The sequence below is a fragment of the Micromonospora sp. NPDC048063 genome, from assembly GCF_043202855.1.
Classification (GTDB): domain Bacteria; phylum Actinomycetota; class Actinomycetes; order Mycobacteriales; family Micromonosporaceae; genus Micromonospora.
Map to the genome: position 1 here is coordinate 57,324 of NZ_JBIDBG010000015.1, position 14,776 is coordinate 72,099.

The following is a 14,776-nucleotide window of genomic DNA, read 5'->3' on the forward strand; positions in this document are numbered from 1 at the left end:
ATGCCGGCATCAACTCTGCTGCGGGTCTTCGCCGGGCCGGTCCTACCCGTACCGCTGCCGCCAGAACTCACCTCCCGACTGCGTTCGGTCGTGGTCAGCGAACGCGAGAACGACCGCTCCGGCTTCACGCTCACCTTCGACGCCGGACGGTCCGGCCCGGGCGCCGCCCTGGACACGCCCGTACTGCAACGGGCGCCGATCACGCCGTTCGCCCGGGTGAGCGTGGTCGTGACGTTCGGGGCCGTGTCGCGGGTGCTGGTCGACGGGATCGTCACGTCCGTCGACTTCACCCCCGGCGCGGAGACGGCCACCACCACCCTCACCGTCATCGGCGAGGACGTCTCCTACCTGCTCGACCGGGAAGAGGTCGACACCGACCACCCGGGGCTCGACCACTACCAGCAGGTGCACGCGATCCTCGCCCGCTACGCCGTCGACGGCATCGCCGCCGACGTGGTACCACCACGCACCGCCGACCCGCCGCTGCCCGTCGAGCGGGTGCCGACCCAGCACGGCACCGATCTCGCGCACCTGACGGCGCTGGCCCGCCAGCACGGCTACGTCGCGCACGTCCGCCCCGGACCGGTGCCGGGCACGAGCACCTTCTACTGGGGCCCGGTACGTCCCGGAGCACCGCAGCGCGCCCTGACCGCCGGGTCCGGCTCCGAGGCGAACGTACGGTCCCTGCGGTTCCGGACCGACGCGCTGTCGGTCGTGGCGGTGGACGGCGACCTCCAGGAACCCCGCAGCGGAACGCGACTGCCACTGGCCGCCGCTGTCAGCACCCGCCCGCCCCTGGCCGCCCGCCCCTTGTGGGCCGCGCACCAGGGCTCGATCCGGCGGCGACGGATCCGGCTCAGCGGCGTCAGCCCGGTCGCCGGCCTGAGCCGCGCCCAAGCGGAGGTGGACCGCGGCGTCGACGCGGTCACCGCCGAGGGCGAGCTGGACGGGGCGCGCTACGGCGACGTGCTGCGCCCGCGAGCCGTGGTGGGGGTACGCGGCGCGGGCTGGTCCCACGACGGCCTGTGGTACGTCCGCCGGGTCGACCACGAGCTGGGGCCAGGCTTCTACACACAACGGTTCACGCTGGCCCGCGACGGCTACGGGTCGCTGGCTCCGGCGGTGCGCCCGTGACCGCCGGGGCACCGGGCCGGGTCGAGTGGGCGGGGCGGCGATGACCCCTTTCTACGGCAAGTACCGCGGACGGGTCACCGCGAACCAGGACCCGCTGGGCCGCGGGCGTGTCCAGGTCAGCGTGCCGGCGGTGCTGGGCGAGACCCGCCACAGCTGGGCGGAGCCTTGCGTCCCGTACGCCGGCCAAGGCGTCGGCCTGTTCGCGGTGCCGCCGGTCGGGGCGCACGTCTGGGTCGAGTTCGAGGCCGGCGACCCGGAACTGCCGATCCTCGCCGGGTGCTTCTGGGCGGCGGGGGAAGCGCCGGTCGCCCCCGCCAGTCCCCTCGTCAAGACCTGGAAGACCGAGGGGGCCTCGATCACGCTGAGCGACGTGCCGAGGCTCGGCGGCCTGACGATCGAGGTCGGCCGGCCGGTGACCACCACGACCATGAGGATCTCCTGCACGGCGGCGGGCATCGAGCTGTCGATCGGCGCCGCCAGCGTGAAGTTGACCCCGGCCTCGGTCTCGGTGAACAACGGCGCCCTGGAGGTGAAATGACCTTCCGATTCCTCGTCCAGCAGGGAGCCACCGTCCGCTGCGCGCACGGCGGCGAGGCACGCCCGACGGCCCCGAACCCCAGGATCACCGTCTCCGGCCGGGTCACCTACGCCCTGACCGGAACCTGGACGGTCGCTGGTTGTCCCCTGCCCGCCAGCGCCGGCGGCCCGTGCGTCACCGCCGTCTGGACGACGGGCAGCGCCCGGGTACTCAGCCTCGGCCGGCCGCTGGTCGTGCAGGGAGGCACCGCGACCTGCGTCCCCACCGGCGCGCCGCTGCTGGTCCTGGCCGCGCAGAACCGGGTCCGGGTGGTCTGAGTGCACCTGGGTTTCCCCCTGCGCCTCGACCGGCACGGCCGGCTCAGCGCCGTCGACGACGACGAGTACCTGCGGGGCCTGGTCGAGACGGTGCTGTTCACCCGGTACGGGGAACGGGTGAACCGGCCGGACTTCGGCGCCGGCGTCGACCGGCTGGTCTTCGCCCCCGGCGGCGACGAACTGACGCGTACCACGCACGCTCTGGTGCAGGCCGCGCTGCAACGGTGGCTCGGCGACCTCATCCGGGTCGAACAAGTCACGGTCGAGACCGTCGACGCCGTCCTGACGGTGCTGATCGTCTACACCCCGCTGCGCCACGGGACCGCCGTCGGCGAGCCCCGGATCGTCCGCGTCACCCGCTCGGAGGCGGGATGACCACCACGCACGAGCCGTCGGCGGCGACGGACCCGCCCGGCGCCCGCGCCGGCCGCGACGCCCGGCGGGCCCTGGTGGAGAGCCGGGAGGCGCCCGCCCTCGACGGCATCGACTTCGTCGAGGTGCTGGCGAACCGGGCGGACGCGCGCGACCACGTTCCCGACGCCCCCCGGCGCCGGACCCTCGCGGTGCACCTGCTCCGGGGGCCGGTCGCCGGAGGGCTGGGCACCGGGCCGGGCGACCCCCACGTGATGATCACGGGCGGGGTGCGTGCCGACCCCGTGCGGGTCGAGTGGGCCTACCCCGCCACCGCGGTCGTCGGCGCCTCGGAACAGGACGACCCGCCCCCCGGCGTCACGCGGGGCGACCGGGCGCTGGTGGCCGCCGCGATACCGGAGGCGTCCCGACCCAGGGTCCTCGTCGTACGCACGTCGACCGGCGGTGACGACTCGGCGTACGTACTGCGGCTGCTCGGCCCTGCCACCGCGGAGTTCGACGAACCGCTCACGCGGGTGTCCTTCCGGTTCGCCGTCGACGGCCCGGCCACGGTCGACTGCCGCCCATCCGCCGCCACCGACCCGCCACCACCCGCCGGATCTCCCCTGCCGGACTACCTCGCCCGGGACTACCAGGCGTTGCGGACCAGGCTGCTGGACCGGATGGCGGTGCTGCTGCCCGCCTGGGCCGACCGTTCCCCGGCCGACATCGGGGTCACCCTGCTGGAGCTGTTCGCCTACCTCGGAGACCGGCTGGCCTACCGGCAGGACGCCATCGCCGGCGAGGCGTACCTCGGCACCGCGCGGCGACGCACCTCGGTGCGCCGGCACGCGCGACTCATCGACTACCGCGTGCACGAGGGATGCGCCGCCCGCACCTGGCTCGCCTTCGCCACCGGCACGACCGTCCTGCTGCCGGCCGGCACCGCCGTCACGGACGCCAGCGCGGCTGCCGGCAGCGAGGTCGACCCGGCCGCCGAGCAGTCGCCCGACGGCGAACCGGTCGTCTTCGAGACCTGCGCGCCGATCCGCCTCACGCCGGCCCGCAACCGTCTGGACCTGCACGCCTGGGGGGACCCCGGACACCACCTGCCGGCCGGAGCCACCTCGGCCTTCGTCCGCGTGCCACCCGGCGTCGAACCGGGGCTGCGCGCCGGCGACGTGGTCGTCCTCGCCGAGTCCGACCCGGCCGCCGGCCTGACCGCCGACCCGCTGGCCGGCCTGACCGCGGCCGACCCCACCCGACGGTACGCGGTGCGCCTGAACGCGGACCCGGTACCGCACACCGATCGCCTCTCGGCCTGCCCGAGCGTCCTGGAACTGCGCTGGCACACCGACGACGCGCTGCCCGGGCCGCTGCGGGTGTCCCGGCCCGGCCCGGCCGGGACGGAGGTGACGGCGGTGGCCCTGGCCAACGTCGTACTCGCCGACCACGGACTGACCACACACGCCGACCTCGATCCGCCACGAGTGCCGCCACACGGCGACTACCGGCCGCAGCTACCGCATACCGGCCTCGCCTGGGCCGACCCGACCGGCCCCGTCCCCGTCGACGGCAGCGGCGGGACCGCCGGCTGGGAGAGCGCCACGGCCGCGCTGCGACCCGATCCGACCCGCGCCGTGGCCCAGGTGACCCTGCACGACGGCGTACGGGCGTGGTCGCCGCGCACCGACCTGCTCAACAGCGGCCCGGCCGCCCCGGTGTTCGTGGTGGAACCGGAACCGGAGGGGTGGACCGGGCTGCGCTTCGGCGGCCGTCCCGGCGGGCTGCGCCCCCATCCCGGCACCGCCTTCGCCGCCCGGTACCGCCTCGGTGGTGGCACTCGCGGCAACGTCGGAGTCGACGTCCTGCGCAGACTCCGCCAGGCACCCGGTGCCGGGTCGGGGCCGCCGATAGCCGTCACCAATCCCCTGCCGGCCGCCGGCGGCACCGACCCGCAACCCCTGGCGGAGGTCCGGGAGCTGGCGCCGTACGCCATCGGCCAGCAGCTCCGCGCCGTGACGTCCGCCGACCACGCGGCCTGCGCGGTCGAGGACCGCGCGGTGCGGCGGGCGGTGGCCCGTCGGCGATGGGTCGGCTCGTGGTACGTCGAACAGGTCACCGTGCAGCCCGTCCCGGCCGCGGCGGCGGACCGCGCGGTCCTCGCCCGGGTGGCCCGCAGGCTGGAGACGAGACGGATGGCCGGCGTGGACGTTGCGCTCGCCCCGGTGGTGACGGTGCCGCTGGACATCCGTCTCGTGTGCTGCCTGGCGCCCGGACAGCCCTGGTCGGCGACCGAACGGCAGGTGCGGGAGATGTTGACCGCCCGGCTGCTTCCCGACGGCGGTCGCGGGCCGCTGCACCCGGAGAACCTGTCGGTGACGCGGACCCTGTTCCTGAGCGACCTGGTCGCCGCGGCCATGTCCGTCCCCGCGGTCACCTCGGTGCGGGTCGAGCGGTTCGGCCGGCGCGGTGCCGGCGACGCCGAGATGCTCGCGGCGATCGCCCGGGGCCGCCTCGACGCCGACGGCGGGGAGGTGCTGCGCTGCGGCAGCACCCCGGACGCGCCGGACGGCGGCTGCCTCGACGTGGTGCTGCGGGGTGGCTCATGACCGGAACACGCGGGGCCGGGGCCGCCTGCCCGCCGGGCTCCGGAGGGCCCGACCCGGTCGAACTCCGCCAGCCCTCGTCCAGCCACGCCGCGGCCCTGGCACGAATGCGCGCCAAGCTGGCGGACGAGTCGCAGCCCGCACCGGTACGCGCGCTGGCCCGCCGCCCCGCCGAGGACCCGCTGATCGCGTTGCTGGACAGCTGGGCGGTGGTCTCGGACACTGTCGCCTTCTACACCGCCCGCATCGCACGGGAGGGCTTCCTGCGGGCCGCGACCGAACCCCGGTCGGTGCGGGAACTGGCCCGGGCCTTCGGGCACGAACTGGCGCCCGGCGTCTCTGCGCAGGTCGAGCTGGCCTTCGAGGTGGAGGACGCGCCGGGCGCGCCGCCCGTCGTCACGGTGCCGCCGGGCACCCCGGTGCAGACCGTGCCCCGCCAGGGCGAGCAGCCGCAGGTCTTCGAGACCGACGCCACGATCGACGCCCGGGCCGGGTGGAACGAGATACCCGCCGTGGCGGCCGAACCGCAGCAGCCGTCCTTCGGGGCGACCGCGCTGTGGATCCCCGGCACCGCTGCGGGCGTACGCCCGGGCGACCCGGTGCTGCTCCTCGCCGAGCCACCGGTCACGGACAGCGGGCGGCCGGCGGCGGACGCCGGCCCGCCACAGCACGAGGTCCGGGTGGTGACCGCCGTCGCCATCGACCCCGACGGCCACCCGGGCTGGACCCGGCTGGGGCTGCTCCCGCGCGAGGAGCCGCCCGACGACGCCGACCCGGCCCCCGCCGGGGACGCCACGGTGCACGTCCTCACCGAGAACAGCCCGCTCTTCGGCTGGAACGCGCCGGACGCGGGTCTGCTCGGCGGTGTGCCGGCGGAGGCCGGCAACGGCCGGCGGGACGGCTTCGAGGTGTTCGCTGACGAACCTGACGTGCTCGAACTCGACGGCGACCACCCCCGGCTGCTGCCCGGCTCCCTGCTGCTGCTGGAGCAGCCCGGGCTCCGCGCGGTGTACCGCGCGGTCTCCGTGGTCCCCTCCGCCGCCACCCGGTACGGCATCAGCGGTCGGATCACCCGGGTGCGGATCGCCACCGGTCACCGACCGCCGCCGTCGTTCGACCGGCGCAGGACCCTGGTGCACTACCTTCCGGTGGAGCTACCCGCCCGGTGGCGGCCCCGGACGGCTCCGGTCGCCGGCCGGGTGGTGGACCTCATGCCCACCGACCCACCGCTGCCCGCCGGCCGCCTCGTCCAGCTACGGGGCTTCGACACGGCCACCGGCACCGAACGGGTCGAAGCCGCCACGATCCTCGGCTGCGAGGTCCGGCCCGACGGCCGGCACATACGCGTCGTGCTCGACCGCGAACTCGTTGGCACGTACGCCCCGGACAGCGTGCGCGTCCGGGGCAATGTGGTCACCGCCGACCACGGCGAGACCGTCACCCAGGTGCTCGGCAGCGGGGACGGGCAGAGCCCGTTCGCCCAGGTGGCCACCCGGCGGGGCCCGCTCACCCACGTACGGGCCCCCACGGCGCACGGCACCGTCAGCACGTTCACCCTCGAGGTGAACGGTGTGACGTGGACGCAGGTGCCGTCGCTGGCGGCGGCCGGGCCGCAGGACCGGGTCTACCTGGTGCGGGAGAACGCCGACGGCACGGCCGTCGTGGTCTTCGGCGACGGGGTCAAGGGGGCGCGACCGCCGACCGGGGTCGAGAACCTCGTCGCGACGTACCGGGTGGGGATGGGAGCCGACGGCGCGGTGGACGCCGGGCAGGTCAGCCTGCTGCTGCGGCGCCCGCCCGGCATCCGCGAGGTGACCAACCCGGCCCCGTCCCATGACTGGGGGCCACCGGAGTCGCTCGCCGAGACCCGGCGCAGTCTCCCGGTGCGGACCCGTGTGCTCGACCGGGCCGTGTCCGTGGCCGACCACGCCGACCTGGCGCGCGGCTTCGCCGGGGTCGGCGGTGCCCGTGCCGACCTGGTGACGGACGGTCACCGGGACCGGATCGTCCTCTCGCTGGTCGGCGTCGGGGCGTCCCCCGTCGGCGACGGCCTGCTGGCCGACCTCGCCGCCGCGCTGGCCGGGCTCCGCCCGCCGGAACCGCCGCTGGTCCTGCTCCGCGCGGACGTGGTGCGGTTCGGGGTGCGCGTCGAGGTGCAGCCCGACCCCGGCCACCGGTGGCCCGTGGTCCGCGACGAGGTGGCCGCGGTGCTGCGACGGCGGTTCGGCGCCGCGCAGACCGACTTCGACGCCCCGGTCACGGCGTCGGCGGTGCTGGTGGTGGTCCGCGCCGTCGCCGGCGTCGTCGCGTGCACGATGCCGCGGCTGGTGCCGGTCGGCCCGGCGGACCCGACCGGCACCGCTGACGACGTGCTGGTGCCGCTGCCGGCCCACTGGGACGGCCGAAGGATCCGGCCGGCGCAGCTGCCGCACCTGGCCCCAGAGGAGGTACGGATCGAGGCGATGTCGCGTTGAACGTACCCATCGGAGCCCTGGCGGGCGAGGCCAACCGGACGACCGAGCGGTTGCTGGCCCTGCTCCCCGACCACCTGCGCGGCCTGGACGAGCAGGGGGGAGGCGTCCTGCGGGCGCTGCTGTCCGCAGTCGCCGTCGACCTGGACGTGCTGGAAGGGGACCTGACGGACCTCTACGACGACTGGTTCGCGGAGACCTGCACCGACCGGACGTTGCCCCACCTCGCCGACCTGGTGGGCCTGGCGGAGCCGCTGCCGGCCGGTCCCGGCGTCGACGGCAACCGCAGGGCCCTGGTCGCCAACGCCGTCGCCCGGCACCGACGCAAGGGCACCCTCACGGTGCTGGAGCAGGTCGCCCGGGACGCCACCGGCTGGCCGGCCGTCGCCGTCGAGTACTTCCGGCTGCTCACCACGACCGCCCACCTCGTCAACGCCCGGCCGGAACGCCCCGCGGTCGCCTCGCTGCGCGACGCGGCCCGGTTGGACCTCGTCGGCGCCCGGCACGATCTGCGGCGCGACCGGACACCACCCGCCCCGGAACTGATCGATCCGACCGGCGGGGCGCTCGACCCACTGCCCCGTACCCCGCAGGTGCGCAACACCGCCGACGGTCGGGGCCGGCACGGCCTCGCCCGCGTCGGGGTGTTCCTCTTTCCGCTGCGCACCTACGGCGTCGGTCCCGCCGAGCCGGCGGGCGGCGGCTCCGGCGACCCCGACCGGAGCACCCACCCGTCGCTCTGGTCGCAGGCCCGGCTCGTCGGGGACGAATACCGGATCGACCCGCTCGGCCGCCGGACCCCGTTGTTCGCCGCGCCGCCAGCCGGCGACGGGACGGAGCACCTCACGCGGGAGGAACACCTGCCGGTGCCGCTGCGGCCCCGCCGGCTGCTGGCCATGCTGGCCGCGGCCCGCGGCGGGACCGGCGCCCGGGAGACCCTGCCGATCGGGGTGCGGGTCGGGCGCACGGGTGATCCGCTGCCGCCCGAGCGGCTACGGGTCGCCGGGCTGGAGGAACTGGCCCCGGTGGCCGGGACGCAGGTGAGTGTGGACGCCGTCGAGGGCCGGCTGCGGGTCTACCGGGACGGGCAGGCGACGGCGCCGGACGAGGTCTTCGTCCGCTACCACTACGGAAGCCTGGCCGACATCGGGGCGGGCACCTACGAACGCTCCGACGTGCACGCGCGGGTGCTCGCCGCCGATCCGTACCGGGGTCGCCGGGAGGTCGCCGGCCAGGTCACCGTACGCTCGGACGCCGCCGCCTCCGTGCTGGCCGTCCCCTCCGTCACCGACGCGCTGGCCCGCGCGGAGCAGGCGTGGAGCACCGACGCCGGTCAGGCGATGGGCGCGACGTACGTGGTGTCGGTCGGGGACAACGCCTCCTACCTCGGCGACCTGGACGTTCGGATCCCGGCGGCCACCCGGCTGATCCTGGTCGCGGCGGCGTGGCCGGACAGCGGACGGTCGGAGGGCGTGCCGCACCCGACGCCGGGCGTCTACGTGCCCGACGGCCTGCGCCCGCACCTGCGCGGCGGTCTGCGGGTGACCGGCGGTGCCGGCAGCAGCCTGGTGCTGGACGGCTTCCTGGTCGAGGGTGACGTCACCGTCGCACCCGGCGCGCTCACCGCGCTGACCGTCTCCCAGTGCACCCTCACCGGGCGCCTCACGGTCGCCGACGACCCGGCCGGTGGCCACCGCGACCTGCGGGTGAGCCTGGTCCGCAGCGTCGTCGGGTCGGTCCGGCTGGCGCCCGTCGTGCCGCTGCTGGCGGTCAGCGAGTGCGTCACGGACGCGGCTGACACCGGGGAGGGTGTGGCACTCGCCGCGGAGGGTGCGCATCTGTCGGCCGAGGGGAGCACCATCCGCGGCACGGTGTCGGTACGGTCGGTCGACGCCGGCAACTGCCTGTTCGACGGACGCCTCACGGCCGAGCACCGGCAGGTCGGCTGCCTGCGCTACTGCTACGCCGGCCCGGGCTCCCGGGGTCCGCAACGGTTCCGTTGCCACCCGCCGGACGACACCGGCACGGCCGGCCCGCCGGTGTACGCCGTGCAGGACCCGGGCTCGCCCATGTACCTGGCGCTGGCCCGTGACTGCCCGGCCGCCCTCACCGAAGGTGGTGAGGACGGATCCGAGATGGGTGTGCACCACCACCTGGGCCGGCCGCTGCGGCGCGCGGCGGCCCGGCGGCACCTCGCGCCGCACGCACCGGCCGGACTGGACCTCGGAGTCTTCGGGAGCTGAACCACATGCAGGGAGATTTCACCCGCTGGACCTTCGTGCCACGGCGCGCCTACCGCTCCGTGCTGTTGCAGCAGGGGCGCGTCCTGCTCGACGCCGACTGGAACGAGCAGGCAGAGATCACCGCCTACCACGACGAGATCCGCACCCGCGACGTCGTCGGTCCCAGCGCCGGCCCGGCCGACGGGGCCGGGTTCGCCGTGGTCGACCGGGCCGGCGCCGATCCCAAGGCAACCCCGTGGACGGACCTGCGGATCACCCCCGGCCGGTACTACGTCGACGGCGTACTGGTCGAGTCACCGGTTCCACCGCCGTCAGCCCGTGCCGCCGCCGAGGGCTGGCCGCTCGACGACCAGCCGTACGCCCGGGGTCCGGCCGGCGCGCAACCGGAACCGACGGGCAACGGGCGGTACGCCGCCCTGCTCGACACGTGGACCCACCACGTCACCGCCGACGAGGAACCGTCGCTGCGTGAACCGGCGCTGGGCGGCCCGGACACCACCACCCGCGCCCAGACCGCCTGGCGGGTGCGGCTGGCCGACATCGGGATCGGCGAGGGCTGCGACGACGTCCGCCGGCAGGGACGGTTCACCGAGGCGCGGGGCACGATGTCGGCGGCGCTGCGGAACAGCCAGTCCGACCAGGACCCGGATCCGCACGTTCCCGACGGCACGTACCGCCGGTTGGACAACCAGCTCTACCGGGTGCAGATCCACGACGGGTCGCCGGCCCGGCCGACGTTCCTGTGGTCCCGGGAGAACGGCAGCGTCGCCGCCGGGCTCACCGCGCTCACCTGGCTCGGTGACGGCACGTCGGCGGAACTCGTCGTCGACCGGGAGGGCCGCGACGAGGAGCTGTCGATCCGCCGGGAGGACACCGTCGAGGTCACCAGCGCCGAGCGGGAACTCGCCGGCCACCCGGGATTCCTGGCCACCGTGACGACGTCGCAGGGGTTGCGCCTCCAGGTCCGGTTCACCGCCGCCGGACCCGAGTCGTTCCCCGCGCTCGGCCGGGCGCCCCTGGTCCGCCGGTGGGAGGGGCCGGCGCGCCCGGTCGACACCGGACCGCTGGACCTGGAGGGCGGCATCGTCGTGCGTTTCCCCGGCGGCGGCGTCTACCGTACGGGTGACCACTGGCTGATCCCCGCGCGGGCCGCGCGCCACGTGTACGGGACGACCCCCCTCGCCGGCACCATCACCTGGCCAACCGGAGCCGACGGGTCACCGCAGGCGTGCCCGCCGGCCGGCCCGACCCGCCACGTCGTGGCGCTGGCCATCCTCACCAGGGCCGCCGACGGGTGGACCCTCGACGCCGACTGCCGTCGGCTGTTCCCGCCCACCTCCAGCCTGGTCGCGCGGGACGTGGTCACCCTCGACCTGGCGGGTGGGGACGGTCAGGAGGCGCGACCGGGTGAGCGGCTTCCCGCACCGGTACGGGTGATGGTGCGCAACAGCGGGCAGCCGGTGCAGGGCGCCCGGGTGCGCTTCGAGGCGGCCGGCGGGCTCCTCGCCACGCCCGACGGCACGGCGGTGTCGGGGCCGGTGCCCACCGACCGGGACGGGATCGCCGCGGTCACCTGGAAGCTCGACCGGCAGGGCGCGACGACGCAGACCCTCACGGCGACCCTCGACCCGGACATCGCCACCGCGGCCCCGCCCGCCGTCGTGGCGACGGGACGCCTCAGCGTGGCGTCCGAGGTCGGGTGGGCACCAGGTGGAAGCTGCGGCACGCTCGACGGTATCGCCACCGTGAAGGACGCGCTGGACCGTCTGTCCCAGCGGAAGGAACTACGCCTGCTCGGCGGCGACGGCCAACACCTCCGCTCCGACGACAAGGTCCTCCCCCAACCCGTCCGCGTCATCGTCGACAGCCCCTGCGGACCCGTCGCCAACCAACAGGTCACCGCCACCGCCACCGGCGGCGCCCTCGTCGCCCGCAAGACCGGCGACACCCCACCCGCCACCCTCCCCGGCGCCACCGACACCGCCACCACCACCGACAAGGGCGCAGCCGAATTCTGGTGGCAACCCGACCCCGCCAAGGCCACCGACACCCTGAGCCTGGCCATGCCCGGCGACACCCGCGCCCCGGTCACCGTCACCGCGCAACGCCTGCCCACCCCGCCGCCCGCTGCGACCGACGCGGGATCGATCACCTGGACGTCGCCGGCGCAGTGCCCGCCCCTCGACGGCGTCACCACCGTCAAGGAGGCACTGAACCGCCTGTCCCAGCGGAAGGAACTACGCCTGCTCGGCGGCGACGGCCAACACCTCGGCCCCGAGGACAAGGTCCTCCCCCAACCCGTCCGCGTCATCGTCGACAGCCCCTGCGGACCCGTCGCCAACCAACAGGTCACCGCCACCGCCACCGGCGGCGCCCTCGTCGCCCGCAAAACCGGCGACACCCCACCCGCCACCCTCCCCGGCGCCACCGACACCGCCACCACCACCGACAAGGGCGCAGCCGAATTCTGGTGGCAACCCGACCCCGCCAAGGCCACCGACACCCTGAGCCTGGCCATGCCCGGCGACACCCGCGCTCCGGTCACCGTCACCGCGCAGAAGACCCTGCCCGGTATCGCCATCACCAGCGTGTCGTTCATCGGGACATCCGAGAAACTTCAGAACGGGCAGGACGTGCCGGCCGCCAAGTTCGCCAAAGGCATCCACATCGCACTCGACGCCGACATCGACACGGCCACCGTCACTGGGAACCCCGTCGTCCACATCTACTTCGACCTGCCGTTCCCCGTCACGGGCGAGCAGCATCCGTGGATCACCGTGACCAACCTGCGGTTCTGGCGGCCCCTCGAAATCACCACGGCGGCGACCATCACCACCGCCGGCGCCAGGGTGATCCAGTGGTCCCCCGACACCCAGCTGCGCACATGGCTGACGAATGAGCTGCCCAGCAAGCTGAGCTCGGCCTCCGGTCCCCCCAAGCTCCCCGGAAGGCTGGTCGTCGAGGGCTGGGCGATCACCAGCGGGGGCAACCCGGTTCGACACGTCAACAACGGCCAGCAGCACTCCCAGTGGTTCATGGTGACGAAGTGACCCGTCGAGTCGTGTCCGCAGTGGCCTGGCGAGACGTGTGAGCAGACGACGACTGCCCGGCAGCAGAGATCAGGAGTTTGTTCGATGAGATGGTTTGCCAAGACGGTGGCGGTACACGAAACGGGGTTCCCGGTGCGTGCCGTGGCGTGCAGCCCGGACGGGCGTTGGTTCGTCGCGGCGCACGAGGGTGGGTTCACGGACATCGTCGACGCCGGGACGGGACGGACACTCACACGTCTCGACCGCGCGGGAACAGCGATCGCCGCGGTGAACGACGTGGCGGTGAGCGGTGACGGCAGATTCGTCGCCGTTGCCGGCCGCGGTGCGGCAGAGGTGTTCGATGCGGCGTCGGGTGACCGGCGCGGCCAGGTCAGGCACGAGAAGGCGGTGAATGCCGTCGTCGTCAGCCGCGACGGCCGGTGGATGGCCACCGCCAGCGAAGACGAGACCGCCCGGGTCTTCGAGGTGGCGACGGGTGCCGAGCGCTTCCGGGTCACGCACAACGGCCCGGTCGCCGACGTCGCCCTCAGTCTCGACGATCGGTGGATCGCCACCGCGGGCGACGACGGCACGGTGCGGGTGCACGACGCGTCGACCGGAGCCGAGCGGCACCGCCTGACGCTTGACGACGCGGTGAACATGGTCCTCTGGAGCGAGGACGGCAGGTGGCTGGCGACCGGCAGTGATGACGCGACAGCCAGGGTCTTCGACATGGCGGACGGCCGCGAGGTCAGCCGCGCCACCCACGCAAGCCCCGTCAACGCCGTCGCCTTCAGCCCTGACGGACAGTGGGTGGCCACCGCCGGCGAGGACGGCATCACCCAGGTGTTCCAGACGGCCACCGGCGCCGGTCTGTTCGGATACACCCACGGCGGACCGGCCTTCGCCGTGGCTTGGAGCAGAGACGGCAAGTGGGTGGCCACGGGCGCCGACCGGGCGGTGATGTTCGACCCCGCGACCGGGACCGAACGCTGCGAACTCGAGCAGCACAAGCCGGTACGGGAGGTGGTGTTCAGCCGGGTCGGATCACGGGTCGTCGCCGCCGGTGACGGTGGACAGGTGTGCGTCTACAGCATGGAAACCGTGCGGGAGGTCTGCCACATCGACCTGCATCAGGTCGGCACCGAAACGGAACTGCTCAACCTCAGCCCGGACGGGCAGTGGGTGGCGACCGGTTCGTGGAGCGACGCAGCGGTCTACGAGACGTTCACCGGCAACCGGTGCCGGTTGCCCCGCGGGACGTTCTCCCCCAACGGGCGGTGGCTCACCGACGGCACGGTTGTCGTCAAGGTCGATGACGGGTCCGAACGCTGCCGATTCACCAATCTCGGCGACGGCGTCGTGACCTACGCCTGGAGCCCGAGCAGCCAGTGGGTCGCGTTGATGACGTACATACGGACGCCGGGCGGCTACGAATACGCGTCCATCAGCGTCCGCAGCGCCAAGGACGGGCAGGTGCGCTGGAGCAGCGCCGCCCCCTGGTACCGCCGTCTCGACTGGAGTGCCGATGACCGTTGGCTGGCGCACGGCCTGTCGATCCACGACGGCCGCACGGGCGACATCCGGTCCAGCGCCGAGGTGTTCAGCACCCGGGCGTCCGCGCTGAGCCCGGACGGCGAGCGGATGCTGGTGGGCACCGACAACGGTGGGTACCTGTTCGACGCCGCCACCGGGGACCGGGTCACCACGCTGATCGAGGGCAACCCCGTCTCCCACGCCGCGTGGAGCCACGACTCGCGTTTGATCGCGATCGGAGGAATCGTGTTCGACGCCGCCACCGGCAGCGAGCGGTACCGGGTGGAGGCGTCCGGCCCCGGGGTGTTCAGCCCCGACGGCAGGTGGCTGGCAGTGGTGCACAGGGAGGTGCAGGTTGTCGAGGCCGCGACGGGTGCCCCCCGTCTCCGGCTCGGCACGGCACCCGCGCTGGCGATGTCGTGGAGTGTGGACGGCCGTCATCTCGCGGCCCGGTACACCGCCAACAACCAGACGGGTTCCGGTGAGGCCACCCGGGTCTTCGATCTCGACGCCGTCCAGTTCGGCTGACCGGGGATAGCCCCGGGCCC

Annotated in this window: 9 protein-coding genes; all 9 read left to right on the plus strand. The window is 74.5% G+C overall.

What is annotated here, in order from left to right; all coding sequences use genetic code 11:
* The 9 genes from ACGFZ2_RS27805 to ACGFZ2_RS27845 all read left to right on the plus strand — a co-directional run bounded on the left by ACGFZ2_RS27805 (position 1) and on the right by ACGFZ2_RS27845 (position 14,756).
* The gene (locus ACGFZ2_RS27805) at positions 1–1,134 is read left to right on the plus strand and encodes a hypothetical protein (RefSeq protein ID WP_393458485.1); all 1,134 of its coding nucleotides are present in this window, start codon (positions 1–3) and stop codon (positions 1,132–1,134) included.
* Positions 1,135–1,174: 40 nt separating this feature from the next.
* Positions 1,175–1,672, plus strand: coding sequence for a phage baseplate assembly protein V (locus ACGFZ2_RS27810; RefSeq protein ID WP_393458488.1), 498 nt, complete (start codon positions 1,175–1,177; stop codon positions 1,670–1,672).
* Positions 1,669–1,989: a hypothetical protein gene (locus ACGFZ2_RS27815; protein WP_357460549.1), complete on the plus strand. Its 321-nt coding sequence runs from the start codon at positions 1,669–1,671 to the stop codon at positions 1,987–1,989. The genes ACGFZ2_RS27810 and ACGFZ2_RS27815 overlap by 4 nt, the downstream gene beginning before the upstream one ends.
* Complete coding sequence (locus ACGFZ2_RS27820; protein ID WP_393458491.1) at positions 1,990–2,364, plus strand: GPW/gp25 family protein; 375 nt, start codon at positions 1,990–1,992, stop codon at positions 2,362–2,364.
* The gene (locus tag ACGFZ2_RS27825) at positions 2,361–4,952 is read left to right on the plus strand and encodes a hypothetical protein (RefSeq protein WP_393458494.1); all 2,592 of its coding nucleotides are present in this window, start codon (positions 2,361–2,363) and stop codon (positions 4,950–4,952) included. Before ACGFZ2_RS27820 ends, ACGFZ2_RS27825 begins: the two co-directional genes overlap by 4 nt.
* Positions 4,949–7,423, plus strand: a complete 2,475-nt coding sequence (locus ACGFZ2_RS27830; RefSeq protein ID WP_393458497.1) for a hypothetical protein — start codon at positions 4,949–4,951, stop codon at positions 7,421–7,423. The genes ACGFZ2_RS27825 and ACGFZ2_RS27830 overlap by 4 nt, the downstream gene beginning before the upstream one ends.
* Positions 7,420–9,663: a phage tail protein gene (locus ACGFZ2_RS27835; RefSeq protein ID WP_393458500.1), complete on the plus strand. Its 2,244-nt coding sequence runs from the start codon at positions 7,420–7,422 to the stop codon at positions 9,661–9,663. The genes ACGFZ2_RS27830 and ACGFZ2_RS27835 overlap by 4 nt, the downstream gene beginning before the upstream one ends.
* 5 nt (positions 9,664–9,668) lie before the next feature.
* Positions 9,669–12,713 (plus strand): DUF6519 domain-containing protein, encoded by a 3,045-nt coding sequence (locus ACGFZ2_RS27840; protein WP_393458503.1) that lies wholly within the window; start codon positions 9,669–9,671, stop codon positions 12,711–12,713.
* Positions 12,714–12,797: 84 nt separating this feature from the next.
* Positions 12,798–14,756 (plus strand): hypothetical protein, encoded by a 1,959-nt coding sequence (locus ACGFZ2_RS27845; protein ID WP_393458505.1) that lies wholly within the window; start codon positions 12,798–12,800, stop codon positions 14,754–14,756.
* Positions 14,757–14,776: the final 20 nt, after the last annotated feature.

Bases quoted from the DNA above. Each gene is read 5' to 3' on its own strand.
- ACGFZ2_RS27845 (WP_393458505.1), top strand. From the start codon at position 12,798: ATGAGATGGTTTGCCAAGACGGTGGCGGTACACGAAACGGGGTTCCCG.
- ACGFZ2_RS27840 (WP_393458503.1), top strand. From the start codon at position 9,669: ATGCAGGGAGATTTCACCCGCTGGACCTTCGTGCCACGGCGCGCCTAC.
- ACGFZ2_RS27815 (WP_357460549.1), top strand. From the start codon at position 1,669: ATGACCTTCCGATTCCTCGTCCAGCAGGGAGCCACCGTCCGCTGCGCG.
- ACGFZ2_RS27825 (WP_393458494.1), top strand. From the start codon at position 2,361: ATGACCACCACGCACGAGCCGTCGGCGGCGACGGACCCGCCCGGCGCC.
- ACGFZ2_RS27830 (WP_393458497.1), top strand. From the start codon at position 4,949: ATGACCGGAACACGCGGGGCCGGGGCCGCCTGCCCGCCGGGCTCCGGA.
- ACGFZ2_RS27810 (WP_393458488.1), top strand. From the start codon at position 1,175: ATGACCCCTTTCTACGGCAAGTACCGCGGACGGGTCACCGCGAACCAG.
- ACGFZ2_RS27805 (WP_393458485.1), top strand. From the start codon at position 1: ATGCCGGCATCAACTCTGCTGCGGGTCTTCGCCGGGCCGGTCCTACCC.